This is a genomic window from Micromonospora sp. NPDC051227 (assembly GCF_044455385.1).
In the GTDB taxonomy this organism is placed as follows: Bacteria; Actinomycetota; Actinomycetes; order Mycobacteriales; family Micromonosporaceae; genus Micromonospora.
This window is the reverse complement of the sequence record NZ_JBITET010000004.1, coordinates 141,615-161,448: the sequence shown is the minus strand read 5'-3', so window position 1 is coordinate 161,448 and position 19,834 is coordinate 141,615. Positions and strand designations below refer to the sequence as shown.

Annotated in this window: 21 protein-coding genes; 3 read left to right on the top strand and 18 right to left on the bottom strand. The window is 72.9% G+C overall.

From position 1 onward, the window contains the following. Positions 1 to 3 precede the first annotated feature (3 nt). The 7 genes from ACIA47_RS12160 to ACIA47_RS12130 all read right to left on the bottom strand — a co-directional run bounded on the left by ACIA47_RS12160 (position 4) and on the right by ACIA47_RS12130 (position 6,761). The gene (locus ACIA47_RS12160) at positions 4 to 762 is read right to left on the bottom strand and encodes a type III pantothenate kinase (protein WP_396707556.1); all 759 of its coding nucleotides are present in this window, start codon (positions 760 to 762) and stop codon (positions 4 to 6) included. A gap of 17 nt (positions 763 to 779) precedes the next feature. Further along, complete coding sequence (gene nadC, locus ACIA47_RS12155) at positions 780 to 1,676, bottom strand: carboxylating nicotinate-nucleotide diphosphorylase (RefSeq protein ID WP_203125973.1); 897 nt, start codon at positions 1,674 to 1,676, stop codon at positions 780 to 782. After that, positions 1,673 to 3,367, bottom strand: coding sequence for an L-aspartate oxidase (locus ACIA47_RS12150; RefSeq protein ID WP_396707554.1), 1,695 nt, complete (start codon positions 3,365 to 3,367; stop codon positions 1,673 to 1,675). The genes nadC and ACIA47_RS12150 overlap by 4 nt, the downstream gene beginning before the upstream one ends. Positions 3,368 to 3,475: 108 nt before the next feature. After that, a complete protein-coding gene (locus ACIA47_RS12145) occupies positions 3,476 to 4,372 on the bottom strand; it encodes a septum formation family protein (RefSeq protein ID WP_203125975.1) in 897 nt (298 codons plus the stop codon). A 96-nt stretch (positions 4,373 to 4,468) separates the two neighbouring features. After that, positions 4,469 to 4,897: an aspartate 1-decarboxylase gene (gene panD, locus ACIA47_RS12140; RefSeq protein WP_112674301.1), complete on the bottom strand. Its 429-nt coding sequence runs from the start codon at positions 4,895 to 4,897 to the stop codon at positions 4,469 to 4,471. A gap of 44 nt (positions 4,898 to 4,941) precedes the next feature. Beyond that, positions 4,942 to 5,790: a pantoate--beta-alanine ligase gene (panC, locus tag ACIA47_RS12135; protein ID WP_396707551.1), complete on the bottom strand. Its 849-nt coding sequence runs from the start codon at positions 5,788 to 5,790 to the stop codon at positions 4,942 to 4,944. Then, positions 5,787 to 6,761, bottom strand: a complete 975-nt coding sequence (locus ACIA47_RS12130; RefSeq protein ID WP_396707549.1) for a Rossmann-like and DUF2520 domain-containing protein — start codon at positions 6,759 to 6,761, stop codon at positions 5,787 to 5,789. The genes panC and ACIA47_RS12130 overlap by 4 nt, the downstream gene beginning before the upstream one ends. Before the next feature lie 298 nt (positions 6,762 to 7,059). Here ACIA47_RS12130 and ACIA47_RS12125 point away from each other — a divergent pair, with 298 nt between their 5' ends. Together ACIA47_RS12125 and ACIA47_RS12120 are read left to right on the top strand one after the other, a co-directional pair. Next, entirely contained in the window at positions 7,060 to 8,346 is a 1,287-nt protein-coding gene (locus ACIA47_RS12125) for an SAM-dependent methyltransferase (RefSeq protein WP_396707547.1), read from the top strand. Further along, a complete protein-coding gene (locus ACIA47_RS12120; protein WP_396707545.1) occupies positions 8,343 to 9,530 on the top strand; it encodes an NADH-quinone oxidoreductase subunit D in 1,188 nt (395 codons plus the stop codon). The genes ACIA47_RS12125 and ACIA47_RS12120 overlap by 4 nt, the downstream gene beginning before the upstream one ends. Before the next feature lie 18 nt (positions 9,531 to 9,548). Here the strand turns inward: ACIA47_RS12120 and ACIA47_RS12115 are convergent, their stop codons facing one another. The 4 genes from ACIA47_RS12115 to ACIA47_RS12100 all read right to left on the bottom strand — a co-directional run bounded on the left by ACIA47_RS12115 (position 9,549) and on the right by ACIA47_RS12100 (position 13,894). Next, positions 9,549 to 11,156, bottom strand: coding sequence for a hypothetical protein (locus ACIA47_RS12115; RefSeq protein WP_396707544.1), 1,608 nt, complete (start codon positions 11,154 to 11,156; stop codon positions 9,549 to 9,551). Between the two features lie 109 nt (positions 11,157 to 11,265). Further along, positions 11,266 to 12,270, bottom strand: a complete 1,005-nt coding sequence (locus ACIA47_RS12110) for a glycine betaine ABC transporter substrate-binding protein (protein ID WP_203121494.1) — start codon at positions 12,268 to 12,270, stop codon at positions 11,266 to 11,268. Positions 12,271 to 12,470: 200 nt separating this feature from the next. Further along, on the bottom strand, positions 12,471 to 13,211 hold the full coding sequence (locus ACIA47_RS12105; RefSeq protein ID WP_203121492.1) for an ABC transporter permease: 741 nt from the start codon (positions 13,209 to 13,211) through the stop codon (positions 12,471 to 12,473). After that, positions 13,208 to 13,894, bottom strand: coding sequence for an ABC transporter permease (locus tag ACIA47_RS12100; RefSeq protein WP_203121490.1), 687 nt, complete (start codon positions 13,892 to 13,894; stop codon positions 13,208 to 13,210). The genes ACIA47_RS12105 and ACIA47_RS12100 overlap by 4 nt, the downstream gene beginning before the upstream one ends. A gap of 2 nt (positions 13,895 to 13,896) precedes the next feature. On the opposite strand from ACIA47_RS12100, the gene ACIA47_RS12095 reads away from it, so the two are divergent. Beyond that, positions 13,897 to 14,901 carry an ABC transporter ATP-binding protein gene (locus tag ACIA47_RS12095; RefSeq protein WP_203121488.1) on the top strand — a complete coding sequence of 335 codons (1,005 nt, stop codon included), beginning with the start codon at positions 13,897 to 13,899 and terminating at the stop codon, positions 14,899 to 14,901. 37 nt (positions 14,902 to 14,938) lie between these two features. On the opposite strand, the gene ACIA47_RS12090 is transcribed toward ACIA47_RS12095, so the two are convergent. The 7 genes from ACIA47_RS12090 to folP form a co-directional block, all read right to left on the bottom strand. Further along, entirely contained in the window at positions 14,939 to 15,370 is a 432-nt protein-coding gene (locus ACIA47_RS12090) for a hypothetical protein (RefSeq protein ID WP_396707540.1), read from the bottom strand. Positions 15,371 to 15,495: 125 nt separating this feature from the next. Continuing rightward, entirely contained in the window at positions 15,496 to 15,804 is a 309-nt protein-coding gene (locus ACIA47_RS12085; protein ID WP_203121486.1) for a hypothetical protein, read from the bottom strand. Between the two features lie 53 nt (positions 15,805 to 15,857). Then, positions 15,858 to 17,072: an ABC transporter permease gene (locus tag ACIA47_RS12080; protein WP_396707538.1), complete on the bottom strand. Its 1,215-nt coding sequence runs from the start codon at positions 17,070 to 17,072 to the stop codon at positions 15,858 to 15,860. A gap of 119 nt (positions 17,073 to 17,191) precedes the next feature. Continuing rightward, positions 17,192 to 17,728: a DUF3180 domain-containing protein gene (locus ACIA47_RS12075; RefSeq protein WP_203121482.1), complete on the bottom strand. Its 537-nt coding sequence runs from the start codon at positions 17,726 to 17,728 to the stop codon at positions 17,192 to 17,194. Positions 17,729 to 17,747: 19 nt separating this feature from the next. Continuing rightward, positions 17,748 to 18,275, bottom strand: a complete 528-nt coding sequence (gene folK / locus ACIA47_RS12070; protein WP_396707536.1) for a 2-amino-4-hydroxy-6-hydroxymethyldihydropteridine diphosphokinase — start codon at positions 18,273 to 18,275, stop codon at positions 17,748 to 17,750. After that, complete coding sequence (folB, locus tag ACIA47_RS12065; protein WP_203121478.1) at positions 18,272 to 18,640, bottom strand: dihydroneopterin aldolase; 369 nt, start codon at positions 18,638 to 18,640, stop codon at positions 18,272 to 18,274. The genes folK and folB overlap by 4 nt, the downstream gene beginning before the upstream one ends. After that, positions 18,637 to 19,533, bottom strand: coding sequence for a dihydropteroate synthase (gene folP / locus ACIA47_RS12060; RefSeq protein WP_396707533.1), 897 nt, complete (start codon positions 19,531 to 19,533; stop codon positions 18,637 to 18,639). The genes folB and folP overlap by 4 nt, the downstream gene beginning before the upstream one ends. Positions 19,534 to 19,834: the final 301 nt, after the last annotated feature.

The following is a 19,834-nucleotide window of genomic DNA, read 5'->3' as shown; positions in this document are numbered from 1 at the left end:
CCCTCACCGGTTGCGCTCGTAGACCATCCGCAGACCGATCAGCGTGATCATCGGCTCGTGGTGGGTGATGCTGCGACATTCGTTCATCACCAGGGAGGCGAGGCCGCCGGTGGCGATCACCGCCCGCACCTCGCCCAACTCCTCGGTCATCCGCTCGACGATCCGGTCCACCTGCCCGGCGAAGCCGAAGTACAGGCCGGCCTGGAGGCACTCCACGGTGTTCTTGCCGATCACCGAGCGGGGCTTGGTGGCCTCGACCTTGCGTAGCTGCGCGGCCCGGGCGGCCAGCGCGTCGAAGGAGATCTCGATGCCCGGGGCGAACGCGCCGCCGAGGAACTCACCGCGCTCGCTGATCACGTCGAAGTTGGTGGTGGTGCCGAAGTCCACGACGATCGACGGACCGCCGTAGAGGGTGTACGCGGCCAGAGTGTTCACCACCCGGTCGGCGCCGACCTCCTTCGGGTTGTCGATCGCCAACTGCACCCCGGTCCGCACGCCCGGCTCGACCACGACGCTCGGCAGGTCGGCGTAGTAACGACTGAGCATGGTGCGCAACGACCGCAGCGCGGCCGGCACCGTGGAACAGGCGGCCACACCGGTGATCTCGACGTTGTCCCCGGCGAGCAGACCCCGGAACATCAGGCCCAGCTCATCCGCCGTCGAGCGGGCATCGGTCTTGATCCGCCAGGAGTGCACCAGCTTGTCGCCGTCGAAGGTCGCCAGCACGGTGTTGGTGTTTCCGATGTCGATGCAGAGCAGCACGCACGCAGCCTAGACAACTACTCGATGCGCAGGTCCAGCGCGATGTCCAGGATCGGCGACGAGTGGGTCAACGCGCCCACCGAGAGGAAGTCCACGCCGGTTGCCGCGTACCGGCCGGCCACCTCCAGGGTCAGCCCGCCGGTCGCCTCCAGCTCCGCCCGGTCACCCACAGCGGCCACCGCCTCGGCCAGCACCTCCGGCGTCATGTTGTCGCAGAGCAGGAAGTCCGCCCCGGCCTCCACCGCCTCCACCGCCTCGTCGACTCCGGTCACCTCGACCTGCACCGGCACCTCCGGGAACGCCTCCCGGACCCGCCGGTAGGCCGCAGTGATGCTCCCGGCCGCCAGCTTGTGGTTGTCCTTGATCATGGCCACGTCGTAGAGGCCCATCCGCTTGTTGGTGCCACCGCCGGCCCGCACCGCGTACTTCTCCAGCGCCCGCAGGCCCGGCGTCGTCTTGCGGGTGTCCAGCACCATCGCCTTCGTGCCGGCCAGCGCGTCCGCCCAGGCGCGGGTGTGGGTGGCCACCCCGGACATCCGGCAGAGCAGGTTGAGCGCCGTCCGCTCGGCGGTCAGCAGCAGCCGGGTCGGACCGGTCACCGTCGCCAGCACGTCACCGCGGGCCACCCGCTCGCCGTCGCGGGCCAGCACCGACACCTCGACGGTACGACCGAAGCCAGTCACCTCGCCCACCAGCTCGAACACGGCGGCGGCCACCGCCATCCCGGCCAACACCCCGTCCGCGCGGGCCACCAGGTCGGCGGTGTCGGTCTGCTCCGCCGGAATGGTGGCCACGCTTGTGACGTCCAGGAAATCCGGGCCCAGATCCTCGACCAGCGCGCCCTCGATCACCTGCCGCACCAACGCCGCGTCCAGCCCAGCCGCCCGCAACGCCGCCTGCGTCGACTCGATCATGATTTGTCCTCCCATTGCTGCGTCACCCGGCCCTGCGCCCCGACCGCACCGACCAGGTGGCCCAGCCACCGTTCGTCGGCCGTCGGGAAGTCCTCCCGCCAGTGGCAGCCCCGGGTCTCACCACGGGCGTACGCGGCGGCAACCAGCGTCGATGCCACGGTGAGCAGGTTCGTCGCCTCCCAGTCGGCGGTCCGCGGTCGGCCCCGGGCAACGCCCAGCTCGGTCAACGTCGCGGCCGTCCCGGCCAGCGTCGCCGCGGATCGCAGCACCCCGGCCCCCCGGGTCATCGCCCGTTGCAGGGTCGGCGTCACCTCGGCCGGCAGCACCCAGCCCGAACCGCCACGCCAGGCGCCGGTGTCCGCCGGCTGGGCCTGCTCGGGCAGGCCGGCAGCGATGTCCTCGGCGATCCGTCGGGAGAAGACCAGACCCTCCAGCAGCGAGTTGCTGGCCAGCCGGTTCGCGCCGTGCACGCCCGTGCAGGCCACCTCGCCGCAGGCGTACAGGCCCGGGATGGAGGTACGGCCGCGCAGATCGGTGCGGACCCCGCCGGAGGCATAATGGGCGGCCGGCGCCACCGGGATCAGATCGGTCGCCGGGTCCACGCCGATCGCCAGGCAGGACGCCACGATGGTGGGGAACCGACCGGCCAGGAAGTCGCCGCCCAGGTGCCGTGCGTCGAGGAAGACGTGGTCCGCGCCGGTGGCCAGCAGCACCCGGTGGATGCCCTTGGCCACCACGTCCCGAGGTGCCAGCTCGGCCAACTCGTGCTGACCCAGCATGAACCTCTTACCGTCCGCGTCCACCAGGTACGCGCCCTCGCCGCGCAACGCCTCCGAGACCAGCGGCTGCTGCGCGTGCCCCGCCCCGGGCACCCCCGCGCCGGCCGGGGTGATCAGTGCGGTCGGGTGGAACTGGACGAACTCCACGTCGGTCACCGCCGCGCCGGCCCGCAGCGCCAACGCCACCCCGTCCCCGGTGGAAACCGCCGGGTTGGTGGTGGCCGAGAAGATCTGCCCCATGCCGCCGGTGGCGAGCACCACGGCACGGGCCAGCAGCGCGCCGACGCCGTCCTCGCTGCCCTCACCCAACACGTGCAGGGTGATCCCGCAGGCCGGGCCGAGCCCGTCCGGGCCGTCGCCGGGCGCGCGCAGGAGATCCAGCACGAGGGCGTGCTCGACCAGCCGGATCCACGGGTCGCGCTGCACCGCGGCGTGCAGGGCTCGCTGCACCTCCGCGCCGGTGGCGTCGCCGCCAGCGTGCACGATCCGGTCCGCCCGGTGCCCGCCCTCGCGGGTCAACATCAGCGAGCCGTCCGGGTGACGATCGAACTCGGCGCCGATCCGGATCAGCTCACGGAGCCGGGTCGGGCCCTCCTCGACCAGCACCCGGACCGCCGCCGGGTCGCACAGCCCGACCCCGGCGACCTCGGTGTCCCGGGCATGCGCCGCCGGGGTGTCGGCCGGGTCGAGCACGGCGGCGATGCCGCCCTGCGCCCACCGGGTCGAGCCGTCGTCAATGTTGACCTTGGTGACCACCGTGACGTGCAGACCGGCCTCACGCAGGTGCAGCGCCGCGGTCAACCCGGCCACGCCGGAGCCCACCACGATCACGTCGGTGGTCTCCACCCAGCCGGGCGCGGGCGCGGCCAGCAGCGCGGGCAGGGTAGGCAGGTCGACGGTCGGGAGGTCCATCCCCCCAGTCAACCCGAACCGTCCTCGCCCGGGGCGGCGGGGGCGGGACGAGTGTTTTGGGCGACCCCGTCCGGCGCGCGCCGCGCCGCGCCGACCGTCGGGCCGTGGTCACTTCGTCCGGACCGGTAGACCAGCCTGGCCCGCGCCCTTCAGCGAAGCCGTCACCGTACGGTCGCTGAGCCACAGATAGCAGCGGACGCCCCGATCCCCGACCTTCCAGCGCCCCGCCCCTGGCGGACGGACCACCACACCGCTGCGGAAGCGCAGCTTGGCGTCGTCCGGTACGCCCGCGTACCGGGCCAGGACGCTGCGACAGCCCGTGTAGAGCGGCAGCCAGTCGGCGTCCCGGGTCGGGTACGCCAGGTCCGGTGCGCGCCACACCCCGACGAACTCGGCGTCGTGCGGTTTGCCACACTCCACCGGGGTCAACGTCTGCACACCCCGGCCGGCGCCACCGCGAGTCTGCTGGCAACCGAGGCGCAGCCCGGTGGGCCCCTTCAACGCGTCCCGCAGACTGCCCGACCGGACCACCACAGTGGCCGCCGCCTCGACAGTGGTGAGCTCGGTGAGGTCGCAGCGGAACCACCGGGAACCGGCCGCCCACCCCGGCCCGTTGGGCAGCGCCACGGACAGCCGCAGCCGGCCGGACCGCCAGTCGTCACCCACGTAGCCGGTCGCCCGGGTGTCGCACTCGGCGAACGCGCTCCGCAGCTCGGCCGAACCACCCGCCGGAGCGGCCGTCCGCTCGGCCGGGAAAGCCCCGACGTGCACGGTCTCCAGGCGGTGCGGCCCGGCGCAGTCCACCGGCTCATAGCTGGCCAGGCTGACCAGATCGGTGAAGTCGGCGGCGTGACACACACCGGCGGCCGGGGTGAACGCCGACGGTGCCGGCAACGCCGCCCAGTCGTCGGTCAGATCACCGTCCAGGCCGCCGGACCCGGCACAGCCCACCAGCAGCACTGCCGTCACGGCAGCAGCGAACAGGGTCGTCCTGGCACGGCTCATCGCGGCCTCCCCCAGCCACCGACCGGCTTCCGCCAGCGCGCCCAGGGTAACCGGAAATGACCTTCTGGTGACAGACCGGAATCGCGGTACGCGGGATCAGACTCCGGACACGGCCAACGGGCTGGGCACCGGGTTCCCGGCCGTGCCGGGTGCCGCCGCCGCCGGGTCGGCTCCCAACTCGATCACCCGGTTGTCGGCATCGACGTGCACGACCCGTGGCCGGTAGGTCCGGGCCTCGGCGTCGTCCATCTGCCCGTACGAGATCAGGATGACCAGGTCGCCGGGGTGCACCAGGTGTGCGGCGGCGCCGTTGATGCCGATCACGCCGCTGCCCCGCTCGCCCGGGATCACGTACGTCTCCAGCCGGGCGCCATTGGTGATGTCCACGATCGCCACCTGCTCGCCGGGGAGCAGGTCGGCGGCGTCGAGCAGATCCTCGTCCACAGTCACCGAACCGACGTAGTGCAGATCGGCCTGGGTCACCGTGGCTCGGTGAATCTTCGACTTGAGCATGGTCCGCAACATCGGAGTGGCCTTTCGCGGTATCGGTGGAGGGTGGTACGCCCGGGTCAGGGACGCGGGGCGAGATGGATCGCCGCGTTGTCGATCAACCGGGTGGCGCCCACCCAGGCGGCGATCACCAGCCGAGCCGGCCCGGCCACCGGCCCCGGTTCCAACTCGGGATCGGTGAGCACCAGGTAGTCGAGGCGGGCACCGAGCGTACCGGCGCCGAACGCGGCGTGCGCGGCGGTCAGCACCGCCCCTGCGTCCAAGCCGTCGTCGGCGGCTCGCGCGCCGGCCCGCAGCGCGGCGGACAGACTCAGCGCGGCGGCCCGCTCCGGCTCGCTCAGGTAACGGTTGCGGCTGGAGAGGGCGAGCCCGTCCGGCTCCCGGACGGTCGGCACGCCGACCACCTCGACCGGCACGTCCAGGTCACGGGTCATCCGCCGGACCAGGGTGAGCTGCTGGTAGTCCTTCTCGCCGAAGAACGCCAGGTCCGGCTGGGTGAGCTGGAGCAGCTTCAGCACCACTGTGAGCACACCGTGGAAGAAGCCGGGGCGGCTCGCCCCCTCCAGCTCGGCGCCGAGCGGGCCCGGATCGAGGCGGACCTGGGGCTGACCGTCCGGGTACATGTCGGCCACCGACGGGGCGAAGACCAGATCGGCGCCCGCCCGCCGGCACACCTCAAGGTCGGCGTCGAGGGTGCGCGGGTAGCGGTCGAAGTCCTCGTTCGGCCCGAACTGCAACGGGTTCACGAAGACCGTAACCAGCACGTGATCGGCCTGTTCCCGGGCCGCGCGCAGCAGCGTCTCGTGCCCGGAGTGCAGCGCGCCCATGGTCATCACCACCCCGACCGTGCCTTTCAGCCCGGCCCGGGCCTCGGCCAACTCGGCGCGCGTGTGCACCACCTGGGTCATGCGGCCACCTCCCGACCGCTGTCGGCCAGCACGCCGAGCAGCGACTGTGCGTCCACCGGCCGCAGTCGGCCGGCGGCGATCGCCCGGTCGGCGGTACGACGGGCCAGCGCCAGGTACGCGGGGACGGACTCCGGTGCGGTGGCCGCCAACCGGGCCAGGTGCCGCTGCACGGTGCCCGCGTCGCCGCGGGAGACCGGGCCGGTCAACGCGTCGTCGCCGAGCCGCAGCGCGTTCTCCAGGGCGGCCCGCAGCAGCGGGGCGAGCACCTTCTCCGGCCGGGACACCCCGGCGTCCCGCAACCGGTCGGTCGCCTCGTTGACCAGCGTCACGAGGTGGTTCGCGCCGTGGGCCAGCGCGGCGTGGTAGAGCGGACGATCCGACTCGGCCACCCACTCGGGTACGCCACCGAGGTCGGCGACCAGCCGGGCAGCCAGCGGGCGCAACTCCGCCGGGGCGGTCACCCCGTACGAGATGCCGTCCAGCCGGGCCAAGTCGTCCGGCGTACCGGTGAAGGTCATCGCGGGGTGCAGTGCGAGCGGCCGGGCGCCGACCGCGACGGCCGGCTCCAGCACGGCCAGGCCGTGCGCTCCCGAGGTGTGCGCGACGATCTGGCCCGGATGCAGCGCGCCCTGCTCCGCGAGATCGGTCACCACACCGGCCAGTCTGTCGTCCGGTACCGCGAGCAGCAGCAGGTCGGCGGCGGCGTGGGCCACGGTGGCGACCGGGCGGCGGGGCACCTCGGGCAACAGCAGGGCGAGGCGGGCGCGGCTGGCTCCGGAGCTGCCGGAGACGGCGACCACCCGGTGCCCGGCGGCGGCGAGCACGGCGCCCAGCACGGCGCCGACCCGACCGGCGCCAACGACACCGACGGTGAGCAGACGGGAGGTGGCGCGGGCGCCGGGAACGGCGCTATCCCACGAGGCGGGGGGCCCGGGTGGGCCGGCCGGACGCGGGCGCAACGGTGCGCTCATGACGACGATCCAGTCCTCGAGAAGGGGTACCGGTCGTCGCAAGTATGCGCCCGGCCTACCGAACCCGGACAAGCATGTGTGAAAACCTTCACCACCGCCGCAACGCCCCGTCCGCACGCCAGCCCACGCCCCGCCGATATTGCAGTTCGGGTCGCCGAAATGCGTGGAATGTCCCTTCCGTCGGGACAGCAAGTGCAAGATCGCCGGGTTGGACTGCGCGTGCGGGGATCACGAGTCGCCTCGTACTCGCTGACCGTAGGGTCGGCACGGTGACCCACACGCGACGCGGAACGCACTGATGTCGATCTTGTGGCGGGACGCCATGGCCAGCGCCCTCTACGGGCCGGGCGGCTTCTTCGTCGCCGGCACCGGACCGGCCGACCACTTCCGCACCAGCGTGCACGCGTCCCCGGCCTTCGCCACCGCCCTGCTGCGCCTTGTCACGGAGGTGGACGCCGCCCTCGGCCACCCCTCGCGACTTGACGTGGTCGACGTGGGCGCGGGTCGAGGAGAACTGCTCCGCGCTCTGCGGGCGTCCGTCGAGGGCGCGGTGGGGGTTTCCGGGGAGCCCACCCGCTCCGGGCGGTCAGGCTTGATCCCTCCGCGGGCGGGCTCCCCGGAAACCCTGACTCCCACGACCTCCGTCCGTTCCTTGCGGAATGAGCCGTCGTCCGGCACGGTCCGACCGTCGCTCGCGGAGCGCGTGCGCTTCACAGCAGTCGAGTACGCCGACCGCCCGGAGAACCTGCCCGAAGAGATCAACTGGACACCCGAGATCCCAGATCAGATCAACGGAGTGTTGATAGCTACCGAGTGGTTGGACAACGTGCCGCTGGACCTGGCGGTGCACACCGAAGACGGCTGGCGATATGTGCTGGTCGATCCCGGGAGCGGCGCTGAGACGCTTGGTGAGCTGGTCAGCCCTGCTGATCTCGACTGGCTCACGAAGTGGTGGCCCAGCCCCCAAGCCTCGCCCAGCACAGACAGTGGCCCGACTCCGGTAGTGACCTGGACGGACGCGACAAGCGGAAGCGAGTCGGGTTTCCGGGCAGCCCGGCCGGCGGAGGGATCAAGCCTGACCGCCCGGAGCCAGCCGGGCTGCCCGGAAACCCCCCACAGCAACCACCGAGCCGAGATCGGACGGACCAGGGACGAAGCCTGGACGCACGCGGTAAGGAAGATCAGTCGAGGGCTGGCGGTGGCAGTCGACTACGGGCACCTGAAGAAGGACCGGCCCGTGGACGGGACGTTGACCGGGTACCGGGGTGGGCGGCAGGTGCCTCCGGTGCCCGACGGGTCGAGTGATGTCACCGCGCACGTGGCCATGGACTCGGTCGCCTCCGCTGGTGCGGCGGTCGCCCGGTGCGCGTACTCCCTGGTTTTGCAGCGGGAGGCGCTGCGGGCGCTCGGGGCCGACGGCGGGCGACCGCCGCTCAGCCTGGCCGGCACCGACCCGGTCGGCTACCTGCGGGCGCTGGCCGCCGCGTCGGCGGTGGCCGAGCTGACCGACCCGGCCGGGCTCGGCGGGCACTGGTGGTTGCGCCAGCCGGTCGGCATCCCGCTCGGGCCGGCCGTGGCACGATGACGGGCATGACCACCGACGCCGGGGACCTCCGTGAACTGACCGTCGGCACCGGGGCCGGGCTGATCGCCGGCACCGGTGATCAGCAGCTCGGCACCGACATGGTGCTGAACATCGGCCCGCAGCACCCCTCCACCCATGGTGTGCTGCGGTTGAAGCTGGTGCTCGACGGCGAGCGGGTGGTCGCCTGCGAACCGATCGTCGGTTACATGCACCGGGGCGCGGAGAAGCTCTTCGAGGTACGCGACTACCGGCAGATCATCGTGCTGGCCAACCGGCACGACTGGCTCTCGGCGTTTTCCAACGAGCTGGGTGTGGTGCTCGCGGTCGAACGCCTGATGGGCATGGAGGTGCCGGAGCGGGCCACCTGGCTGCGGATGGCCCTCGCGGAGCTGAACCGGGTGCTCAACCACCTGATGTTCCTCGGCTCGTACCCGTTGGAGATCGGGGCGATCACGCCGATCTTCTACGCCTTCCGGGAACGCGAGACCATCCAGGCGGTGATGGAGGAGGTCTCCGGCGGCCGGATCCACTACATGTTCAACCGGGTGGGTGGCCTCAAGGAAGAGGTGCCGTACGGGTGGACCGGGCGGGCCCGGGCGGCGATCGGCGAGGTACGCCGCCGGTTGCCCGACCTGGACCACCTGATCCGGCGTAACGAGATCTTCCTGGCCCGCACCGTCGGCGTGGGCGTGCTGTCCGCCGCGGACGCCGCCGCGTTCGGCGCGTCCGGCCCGGTGGCCCGGGCCTCGGGGCTCGACCTGGACCTGCGCCGCGACGACCCCTACCTGGCCTACGACGAGCTGGACGTGCCGGTGGTCACCAAGACCGCCGGCGACTGCCACGCCCGTTTCGAGGTGCTGCTCGATCAGGTGTACGCGTCACTGGACATTGCCGAGCAGTGCCTCGACCGGGTGGACCGGCTGACCGGGCCGATCAACACCCGGCTGCCGAAGGTGCTCAAGGCGCCGGAGGGGCACACGTACGCCTGGACGGAGAACCCGCTCGGCATCAACGGCTACTACCTGGTGTCCCGGGGCGAGAAGACGCCGTGGCGGTTGAAGCTGCGCACCGCCTCGTACGCGAACGTGCAGGCGTTGGCCACCCTGCTCCCCGGCTGCCTGGTCCCTGATCTGATCGCGATCCTCGGCTCGATGTTCTTCGTGGTCGGCGACATCGACAAGTGACCCGAGCCGCCTGACCGGTCACCGCCAGCGGTCGGTGGGTGGCGCGCCGCCGGCACGCGGCACGTCGTCCTGCGGCGGGTAGCCGTAGCGCTCGTCGACCCGCCGCCGCCCGGTCCGTTCCGGCACGGGTTCCGCCTGGTGGCCGCGTTGGCGCGGTGGGCGCCACTCGTCCGGCACCGGCACACCGCCGACCGGCAGCGCGGGCCTTCCCGGCTCGGCCCGCCGACCACCGTCGTGGCGGCGCGGTTCTTCATACCGGCCGGCGTCCTCGTAGCGGGCGGCGTCCTCGTGACGGCGCGGATCCTCGTAGCGGGCGGCGGCCCAGCGGTCGGCCACCCGGTACTCGGTGCCGGTGGCGTCGGCGTGCACCTCGGCCCGACGTTCGCCGACCCGCAACTCGCGACCGTTCTCGTCGTCGCGGACGGCGGCCCACCGGTCACCGGCCCGCAGCTGCGACCAGTACTCGCCGGTGTCGTCGGCCCGCAGCGGCGGCCCGGGCTGCGGTGCCAGGGCGCCCGCCCGGTCGCGCTGCTCCGACCAGCCCCGATCGTCCGGGCTGTCCCAGGATTCCGCCGCCGCCCTCTCCGGGGTGCGGTGTGACCGGGCCGCCGGAGAGGGCTCGTCGGGCTGGGCGTACGCGTCGCGCCGATCCGTCCACTCCGGCTCGTCGCGGCGGCCCGTCCAGCCCGGCTCGTCGCCGTACCCGGCCCTGGGGTGCTGCTCCGGCTCGCTCCTCGCCCGGCCCGACGGGCGAGGGGGCTGATCGGCGTCGCCGCCCCGGGTCCACTCCTGCGCGGGTGGGGTCCACTGACCGGCGTACCCAGCACCGCCGTAGCGCCCGGCAGGCTCGGCCGGGCCGCCGTCCACCACTGTGTGCCGGGTGGTGACGTGCACGGTCTCGGTGTGTCGGACCACGCCACCCGGCCGGTGCGCCGCCTCGGGGCGGTCGTGCTCCCGGGGGCGAGCTGAGCCGTACGCGGTGGCGGCCGGCCGTTCCCCGCCGTACATCCCGGCGGTGGCCGGCGGCTCCGGGGCCTCCCGGGCGTACGCCGGCTCGTCGTCGTCCGGGTGCTCGGGGCGCCCCCACCGGGGCGCGTCGTCGGGGCCGGACACCCGGGCGCGGCCGGCCGGCGCGTCGCCCCGGTTACGGGCCACCGGCGTGTCGTCCACCGGCGGCTCGACGGCTGCCACCCGCGCTCGCCCGGCGCCTGCGCCTGCCGGCTCGACGGCGGGGGCGGCACCGGCGAGGGCAGCACCGCTGGCGTCGAGACGGCGGCGCACCGCGGCGATCCCCTCCTGGGCCCGTTGCGCCTGATCGAGCGCCTGGTTACCGCGCTGGGCGGCGGCCACGATCTCGCTGCGCAACTCCCGACGCAGCTCCTCGATCTCGTCCAGCAACTCGTCGGTCCGCGCCGAGGCGCCCTCCCCGTCGGGCCGCAACGCGATGGAGAGGCCGATCAGCACCACCGCGAGGATGGCGAGCACCGCGGCGAAACGCAGCGGGCCGTTGCCGTCGGCCACCAGCAGGATCAGCGCCGCCACCGGCGCGAGAGCGACGCCCGCCCAGAAGAGCATGGTCAGCAGCGGTGGTTGACGCCGGACGTCAGAGGTGGCCGGGGCTGGCATGGATGTGCAGCCTACCCACGATATCCACCGGAGGGAACGGGGTCCTCGGGACGCGCGGACGCCCCCGCCGGTCGGAGGCGGGGGCGTCTTCAGCACGTGCGGAAAAGGCTCAGCTGGTGGCGAAGGCGCCATCCGAGGAGAAGATCAGACCCACGCTGATCGAACCGTCGCGCAGACCGCTCTTGGTCAGCGGTCCACCCTGGTCCAGTGAGGAGAACTTGCCGACCGACAGCCCGTAGGTCTTCTCCAGGCCCGGCTTGCAGAACGGACGCTGCTCGCACTCCGGCGGGCCACCCAGCACGGTCGCGCTGCCGGAGCACTTCGCCGCCAACTCGGAGAGGGTCCGCACGCCGTACTTGTCGGCGAAGGCCTGGGTCACCGCGAAGGCGTTCTGGTCCTGTGCGGCGGCCGGGGTGCCGAAGGTGAGGCCTGCCTTGTCGCCCTCGGCCTTGAGCGCGGTCACCGTCGTGTTGATGTCCGGCGAGGAGACCGGCTGCGCGTTCTGGCCGTTGGCCTTGGTGTTGAGGAACTCGGCCATGGTCGCCGCGTACTCCGGGACGACCTGGATCTCGCCCTTCTCCAGGGCCGGCGCGTAGAGCTCCCGGTTGCCAATCTGCTGCACCTTGACCTGGTAGCCGGCGGCGGTGAGCACGATCCGGTACAGCTCGCCCAGGATCTGACTCTCGGCGAAGTTGCCGGCGCCCACCGTGATGTCGCCGCCCGGGCCCTTGGCGATGCCCGCGGTGAGGTTGTTCGCGCTGGCGAACTCCTCGGCCGCCACCTTGGGGGTCTTGCGGTCCTCGTTGACGGCCTTGTTGAGCTGGATCAGCTTCGGGGTGTCGAGCGCGGCGGAGACCTTGTCCAGTGCGGCGATCAGCTGCGGGTTGGCCGCCTTGCTGTTGACGGCGGGAATGACGTTGTCGGAATTCTGGAGCTTCTTGTCGTCCTGTAGAGCGATGAGCTGCTGGCCGGCGACCGGGGCGCACCCGGCGCCGGAGGCGCTCGTCTGGGGTGCGTCGGTGCCGGACGAACCGGCGTCACCGCAGCCGGTGAGGAGTGCCGCTCCGGCGACGGCGCTGATCGCCCCGATCGCCAGACGTGTACGTGCGCGCATGTGCCCGCCTTCCGTGTCCCGGCGCGACCCGTCCCGGGCCGGCCGCGTGTCCGACGGGCGATCCTGACTGTCGGCCGCCCGCGAATGTCCACCCAACATGCTCCGGAACCGACCGACAACTTGGGATGGACTTCGTCACCCCATCGTCACGGATTTGACGGGCGTGGGTCGCCAGCTCGTCGCGGGTTCACCCAGACGGATCAGGCGCTCCCGGTGGCGTCGGCGGCCCGGGGCCGCCTGAGGCGCTGCCGCCCGCGCCGCAACGGCTTGGGGGTGACCAGCCGTTCGACGCCGCCGAGGACCACCTCGGCCAGCAGCGCGAGCCCGGCCACCAGCACACCGCCGGCGACGATCTGCCCGCCGCCGGCCGCGATACCGATACCGAAGCCGGTCCGGATGATCTGGCCCAGGCCGCCGCCGTTGACGAAGGACGCCAGCGCCGCGGTCGCGATCACCTGGACCGCCGCGGTGCGGAAGCCGGCCGCCAGATAGGGCACCGCGAGCGGCAACTCCACCCGGCGCAGCAGCTGTGCGCTCGACAGGCCCATCCCCCGGGCCGCGTCGCGGGCCTCCGGGTCCACCTGCCGAACCCCGGTGTACGCGTTGGCCAGCAGCGGCGGCACGGCGAAGACAGCCAGTGCCACCACCACCGGTGTCTTCCCGAAACCGCTGGCGAAGACGACCGGGAGGATGGTCAGCAGCGCCAGGGTGGGGATGGCCAGGGTGGCGTTGGAGATCAGCACCACGAGGCCGCCACCTCGACCGAGGTGCCCCAACCAGAGCCCGAGCGGCCAGGCCACCAGGCAGCCGAGCGCCACCGCCAGGGCGGAGATCGTCAGGTGCTCACCGAGCCGGTCCAGCATGCCGCCGGGGTTGGTCCAGTTCAGTGGGTCGTTGATCCAGGTGATCGCCTGCCCGATCGGGTTCGCCGCGCCGGTCACCGTGCCCTCCGGGTGGACCAGGGAGTCACCAGTCGGGCAACCAGGATGAGCAACAGGTCGAGCACGACCGCGAGCGCCACGCAAAGCAGTGCGGCCGTCATGATCTCGGCCTTGTAGAGGTTGTTCTGGAAGCCCGCGAAGATCAACTGCCCGAGCCCGCCGTGCCCGACCAGCACCCCGACCGTGACCAACGCCACCGTCGAGACGGTCGCCAGTCGTACGCCGGTCACGATGCCCGGCAGCGCCAGCGGCAGGTCGATCCGGAACAGCCGCCTCCACCGGCCGTAACCCATGCCCTCGGCGGCCTCGCGAACCTCCGCGGGCACCTGGTTGAGACCGGCCACCACGTTGCGCACGATCAGCAGCAGCGCGTAGAGGACCAGCCCGACCAGCACCGTGGTCGCCCCGGTGCCCAGGTAGGGGGCGATGAACGCGAAGAGCGCCAACGACGGGATGGTGTAGACCACCCCGCTGACGGCGAGGATCGGACCGGCGAGCGGACGCACCCAGTACGCCAGCACGGACAAGGGCAGGGCGATCAGCACCGCGATCAACACCGCTCGGCCGGTGAGGGAGGCGTGTTCGCGCACCGCGGCGAGGATCGTGTCAGAGTTGTCCCGCACGTACTGCCAGGAGAACCAGGGGTTACCCGGGTCGGCCCGGTAGCTCAGGCGGAAGGACATACGTGGACGTTACCCCGGAGGCTGCCAGCGTGGCCCAGTCCCCTCGCGCGGCGTCGATCGCGCTGCACGGCATCCAGAAGCGCTACCCGAACGGCACCGAAGCTGTCCGGGACCTCAGCCTGGATGTCCGGGCCGGCGAGCTGGTGGTGCTGATCGGTCCGTCCGGCTGCGGCAAGTCGACAGTGCTGCGGATGATCAATCGCCTGATCGAGCCGACCGCCGGTCGCATCACGCTCGGCGACGAAGACGTCACGAACGTCGACCCGGTGCGACTGCGCCGTCGAATCGGGTACGTGATCCAGAACGTCGGTCTCTTTCCACACCAGACCGTGCGGGCCAACGTGGCCACCGTGCCGGGCCTGCTCCGCTGGCCCAAGGACCAGACCCGGACCCGGGTCGACGAGCTGCTCGACCTGGTCGGGCTGGACCCGACGGAGTTCGGCGGTCGCTACCCGCACGAGCTGTCGGGTGGCCAGCGGCAGCGGGTCGGGGTGGCCCGGGCGCTCGCCGCCGACCCGGTGGTGCTGTTGATGGACGAGCCGTTCTCGGCAGTCGACCCGATCGTCCGGGCCCGCCTCCAGGAGGAGTTCCTGCGCCTCCAGGCCGAGGTGCGCAAGACGATCGTGCTGGTCACCCACGACCTCGACGAGGCCGTCCGACTCGGTGACCGGATCGCGGTCCTCTCCGAGGGCGGTCACCTGGAGCAGTACGACACCCCGGCCGCACTGCTCGGCGCACCCGCCACTGCGTTCGTACGCGAGTTCGTCGGCGCCGACCGGGGCATCCGCCGGTTGGCGGTCACCCCGCTCGACCGGGAGGCGCTGGAGCCGGTGCCCGAGGACGCCGCACCGGACCTGCCCACCGTCGCTGTGGACGGCTCCGCGTACGACGCGTTGGCGGTCCTGCTCACCTCGGGCCGGGACCGACTCCTCGTGACCGACGCCGGCCGGCCGGTGGGCGCGCTCAGCCGACAGCGCCTCCTCGACCTCGGCCGCCCGACCAGCTGACCCCGCCTCGGCGGGGTCCTCGGCCTGCTCGGTCGGGTCAGGCGCGACCACCGAGGCTGGCGATGCCGATGATCCACCCGGTGAGGAAGCCGTAACCGGCACCGGTGCTGGCGTCCTGTAGTGCGCCCAGCAGTGACGGTGCCGGGCCGAGCAGCGCCGCCAGCACGGCGGCGAGCCCTCCGGCCAGCACGTACGCGGCCCAGCCGGAGAAGAACTGGCTGACCGGGCCGGGCACCCGGGCCACCTGGGCGGCGGGCAGCAGGTAGAGCAGGGCCACCGCGAGGACCACCAGCAGCACAGCTCGCACGTCGGCGGCGAACAACCCGCCGGCCTGCCCGTCCGCGTCGAGCCGCCAGGCCGGCCAGGCGAGCAGGCGCGCGTAGAACGCGCCGCCCGACTCCGGGTCGGTCAGGGTGGCGGCCCAGCCGGTGTACGCCGGACTGCCGCAGATCCCGACCAGCAGCAACACGGCGAGCGCGCCGGTGCCGGCGGCCGTGCCGTAGCGGCTGACCGGGCCGGAACGGTGGACGAGCGACGCGATCCGCCCAGGCCCCGAACCGGTGGCTCGGGCGGACCTGGGCTGCCCCGAGCGGCTCAGTGCTTCATCAGGTAGTCGATGAAGGCGGCCCGCAGCAGCGGCGCCGACTCCTCGTAGCCGTGACCGGTCAACTCCCGCCACAGCGCGTTGGCCTCGTCGATCGTCGGGCCGATCGAGTTCGGGGCGCCGTCCAGCACCGTGGCCTCGTCCGCGTTCGGCAGGTGGCGCAGCACCGACCAGTAGAAGCCCACGTCCCGATGCTCCCGGGCCCGGGCGAACGCCCGCTCCCGCAGCTCCTCGGTGGACAGCGCGTCAAGCTCCTCGAACGAGGTTCCGCCCGGGGTGGCGGCAGGTGAGTCGGTCATGTCGCCGAGCCTAACGGTCGAGATCAGCTCCGGCTCGACGGACGCGACGCGGCTCACCGCTCGTCGGTGTCCCACCGTCGCGGGCCGTCCTCCCACCGCGGATCCCGCCAGGGGTCGATCGGTTGGGGCGCGGCCTGGGTCGGCAGCGTGGGAGGCCAGTTGTCGACGGACTGCGGCTGCGGCGTGGCCCAGCCCGAGCTGATCGTGCCGTCGCTTACCGGCTCGGGTCGGTCGGGGCTGCCCGGTCGGGGTCGCCCGAGCGTCTCGACCAGCCGGGTGGCCAGCAACCCGACGCCGAGCGCGGCCCCACCGACCGCCCAGTTGCTCAGCGTCCAGCCGCGCTCCGGCGCGTACACCTGGAAGACGGTGACCAGGCCGACCGCCAGCAGCGTGCCGAACACGCCGCCCCGGCGGCCGTACGCGCTGGTGCCGGCGAGCAGGGCCACGCCGATGGCCAGGACCGTCCAGTCCAGCCCCGAGGTGGGCTCGACCGGCCCGGGGTCGTTGGCGGCGAGCAGCATGCCGGCAAGAGCGGCCAGCACCGTGGAGACGACCAACGCGACGGCGGTCACCACGGCGGCCACCGCGCCCCGCCGACGGGCCGGGTCGGTGATCGGCCGGTACCGGCCGACGAGCCGGCGGATCGCCCGGATCGCGCCGAACAGGCCACCCAGGACGGCCACCGCGGCGAAGCCGGCGAAGAGGTAACCGGCGCTGCTGGTGGGGTCGTAGTCGCCCTGCACCAGCACGGGCGCCGAACGGCGTTCGATGTACACCACCACGGCGGCGGCACCGGCCAGGCTGGCGGCCCAGCCCGGCACGTGCAGCACCACCACGGCCAGCGCCAGCGCCAGCCCGCCCACCGAGGCGACCGCCACGGCCGGGCCGAGCGACGCCGGCAGGCCCCGATCACCCTGCTCGGCGTAGTGCAGGGCGGCCGCCACCGCGATCGGGCCGACGGCCAGGTTCGGCGCGGCCGTCCGCAGACTCAGCCCGGCGGCCAGGGCGAGCAGACCCAGCCCGACCGCGTCGATCAACAGCGTGCGCAGATTGCCGTCGCGCACCGCGGCCGGATCCTCCCGCCAGAGCAGCCAGCTCACGGCGGCCAGCCCGGCCAGCAGCAACAGCTCCCACCCCAGGTGTACGCCGATCCGATCCCGGCCGGGCTCACCGTGGGTTGGGTCGTCGAAGACGTTCTCCAGTACGGCGGCCGGCACCCCAGACGCGGGTTCGGCCGACCGGTCCCGGCCCGCTTCTTCGTACCCCATGACGCCGCCTCCCCAGTGGCCGACCGTCCCCAGTCCGGCGCACGGACGGACCCTGGGCGGCCCTTGCTCTCCGATCGCAGGCACCGTACCCGCGCCCGCAGCCGGGCGTAACCCCCTGCTCAGCGCTGGCCGGGGCGGCTCTCCCAAGGGTCCTGCTCGCGCTCGTCGTCCGGGCGTTCCGGCACCCGGCAGGAGCGCTCCAACCAGAGCGCGGCGCCGACCAGTGCCAGCGAGGCGAGCAGGCCCCCGCTGGCGGCCGGTCGATCATCCAGGGCCGCACGGGTGGTCTCCACGAAGAGCCAGCCGGTGAGCCCCCCGTAGAAGCCCGCGAAGATCGCGGCGGCCAGTGCCGACGCCTTGGCCAGCACCACGAAACGGGCGACCAACAGCGGGTTGACCGGGTCCCGACCCGGCTTGCGCTCGATCCGGCCCCGGGTGTTGATCGCGGCGTACGCCTCCAGCACGGCGAGCCCGGCCAGCGTCACCACCGGCAGCCAGGGCAGGCGGGGAATGCCGCTGTAGTAGAGGGTGCTGATCAGCAGCCAGGCCACCGCCGCCGCAGCCAGGCCGGCCACGACCAGGGTCGAGATCCGGGTGGGGCCCATCCGCGACCCGTCCGGGCCCGACCCGCGGGGTGGGGGCTTCGCCTGCGTCATGCCGGCCGGTTCCGCTCGGTCATGCCGTCGACTCTAACGCCAACTCCGGCCGGGGACGCAGTTCCAACGCCTCGTCGGCCGCGGGGCCGGTGGTCAGCAGGTCCGTCAGCCAGCCGTGACCGGGCAGCCGACCGTACGGCTGGATGTCGATCCACGGACGCAGCACGAAGGCGCGCAGGTGCGCCCGGGGGTGCGGCAGGGTCAGCTCCTCCTCGTCGCTGAGCACCGGCTCGTCGTCGTCGCCCCAGACCGCGATCACGTCCACGTCGAGGGTGCGCGGCCCGAACCGCCGCTGCGGGTCTCGGACCCGGCCGGCCGCTCGCTCCGCGTCGCGGGCCCGCTCCAGCCAGTCGCGCGGGGTCGCGCTCTCGTCCTGCACGAGCACCACCGCGTTGAGGTACGGGGGCTGATCGGTGTCGCCCCACGGTGGAGTCTCGTACACCCCGGAGAGCACGAGCACCGCGTCGCCGAGGGTGGCGACGGCCGTGCGCAGGTGCTCCAGGCGGTCGCCCAGGTTGCTGCCGAGTGAGAGGACCGCCCGGGTCACCGGGTACGCGTCCGGGTCATGGTGACGGCCACGTCGGTGAAGGTGTGCGGCACCGGGGCCTCCGGCTTGTGCACGGTGATCGTCGCGGCGTCGACCCGAACGTCTGCCAGGCAGACCGCGAGGAGCCGGTCCGCCAGGGTCTCGATCAGGTTGACCGGCTCGCCGGTCACCACCGCGACCAGGCGCTCGGCCAGCTCGCCGTAGTGCACGGTCGCGGTGACGTCGTCGCTGGCCGCGGCCGGGCCGAGGTCCAGCTCCAGGACGGCGTCGACCACGAAGTCCTGCCCCTGTGCGCGTTCGAAGTCGTACACCCCGTGCCGGCCGCGCGCCCGCAGCCCGGTCAGCTGGATCCGGTCCGTCGTCATCGCCGTACCCCATGCTCGTGATCGTCTTGCGTTCGCTTGCTGTCGTGCGGCGGCACGGCCAGGCGAGGGCTGCCGGTCGCCGCCCAGACGGCGAGCGCGTCGGCGGTGGCCTGCACGTCGTGCACGCGTACGCCCCAGGCGCCCGCGGCGACCGCCAGCACGCTGGTGGCCACGGTGGCCGCCTCCCGCTGGGCGGTCGGTCGTGGCGTGCCGTCCGCGCCGGCCAGCAACCCACCGAGGTACGACTTGCGGCTCGCCCCGAAGAGCAGCGGGTAGCCGAGATCCAGCAACTCCGGCAGACGGGCGCTGAGTTCCCAGTTGTGCGCGGCCGTCTTGGCGAAGCCGAGCCCGGGGTCGACGATGAGGCGGTCGGCGGCCACCCCGGCGGCCAGCGCCGTGTCGATCCGTTGGGCCAACTCGGCCCGGACGTCGACCACCACGTCGGTGTAGGTGGCCAGCTCGCGCATGGCACGGGAGTGCCCACGCCAGTGCATCAGCACCCAGGGGCAGTGCGCGTCGCGGACCACCCGGGCCATGTCCGGGTCGGCCAGGCCACCGGAGACGTCGTTGACCACCGCCGCGCCGGCGGCCAGGGCGGCCTCCGCGACCCGCGCGCGGGTGGTGTCGACGCTGACCGCCACACCGGCGGCGGTCAGCTCGCGGATGACCGGCAACACCCGCTCGGCCTCGGTCGCGGCGTCGATCCGCTCGGCGCCCGGACGGGTCGACTCGCCACCGATGTCGACCAGGTGCGCACCGGCATCGCGCAGACGGACGCCGTGTCCGACGGCGGCGTCCAGGTCGGCGTACCGTCCGCCGTCGGAGAAGGAGTCCGGTGTGACGTTGAGGACGCCCATCACCACCGGGCCCGAAGCCCGCACCAGATCGGTCACGACTAGACGGTACCGGTCGTGGTGGCGACGCCCTCCGACCCGGGGCAACCCTTCCTGACGTGCTCGTTAGAACAGGTGTACGATCGGTCATCCGGGCAGCATCGGGGAGCCCCTTCGCGGCTTGTCGCAATCCGGGGCGGCCCGTACGCTTTGGAATTGGCCAGCATCGAGATGGCGAAGCTTGGAGGGAGGGCCGAAGCGGGGGAAAACCGCCCAAACCTCGCCACTCTCCGTGGTGAGTAACGAACACAGGGTCGAGAACGCTGCGCCCTGTGGGCACATTTCCCGCCAGGCTTGCCTA

What these genes read in the sequence shown, in the direction of transcription:
- ACIA47_RS12085 (WP_203121486.1), bottom strand. Translation starts at nt 15,804, where the DNA reads ATGACCGACTCACCTGCCGCCACCCCGGGCGGAACCTCGTTCGAGGAG.
- folB (WP_203121478.1), bottom strand. Translation starts at nt 18,640, where the DNA reads ATGACGACGGACCGGATCCAGCTGACCGGGCTGCGGGCGCGCGGCCGG.
- ACIA47_RS12080 (WP_396707538.1), bottom strand. Translation starts at nt 17,072, where the DNA reads ATGGGGTACGAAGAAGCGGGCCGGGACCGGTCGGCCGAACCCGCGTCT.
- ACIA47_RS12100 (WP_203121490.1), bottom strand. Translation starts at nt 13,894, where the DNA reads ATGTCCTTCCGCCTGAGCTACCGGGCCGACCCGGGTAACCCCTGGTTC.
- panD (WP_112674301.1), bottom strand. Translation starts at nt 4,897, where the DNA reads ATGTTGCGGACCATGCTCAAGTCGAAGATTCACCGAGCCACGGTGACC.
- ACIA47_RS12145 (WP_203125975.1), bottom strand. Translation starts at nt 4,372, where the DNA reads ATGAGCCGTGCCAGGACGACCCTGTTCGCTGCTGCCGTGACGGCAGTG.
- ACIA47_RS12150 (WP_396707554.1), bottom strand. Translation starts at nt 3,367, where the DNA reads ATGGACCTCCCGACCGTCGACCTGCCTACCCTGCCCGCGCTGCTGGCC.
- ACIA47_RS12075 (WP_203121482.1), bottom strand. Translation starts at nt 17,728, where the DNA reads ATGACGCAGGCGAAGCCCCCACCCCGCGGGTCGGGCCCGGACGGGTCG.
- panC (WP_396707551.1), bottom strand. Translation starts at nt 5,790, where the DNA reads ATGACCCAGGTGGTGCACACGCGCGCCGAGTTGGCCGAGGCCCGGGCC.
- nadC (WP_203125973.1), bottom strand. Translation starts at nt 1,676, where the DNA reads ATGATCGAGTCGACGCAGGCGGCGTTGCGGGCGGCTGGGCTGGACGCG.
- ACIA47_RS12125 (WP_396707547.1), top strand. Translation starts at nt 7,060, where the DNA reads ATGTCGATCTTGTGGCGGGACGCCATGGCCAGCGCCCTCTACGGGCCG.
- ACIA47_RS12130 (WP_396707549.1), bottom strand. Translation starts at nt 6,761, where the DNA reads ATGAGCGCACCGTTGCGCCCGCGTCCGGCCGGCCCACCCGGGCCCCCC.
- ACIA47_RS12110 (WP_203121494.1), bottom strand. Translation starts at nt 12,270, where the DNA reads ATGCGCGCACGTACACGTCTGGCGATCGGGGCGATCAGCGCCGTCGCC.
- ACIA47_RS12120 (WP_396707545.1), top strand. Translation starts at nt 8,343, where the DNA reads ATGACGGGCATGACCACCGACGCCGGGGACCTCCGTGAACTGACCGTC.
- ACIA47_RS12115 (WP_396707544.1), bottom strand. Translation starts at nt 11,156, where the DNA reads ATGCCAGCCCCGGCCACCTCTGACGTCCGGCGTCAACCACCGCTGCTG.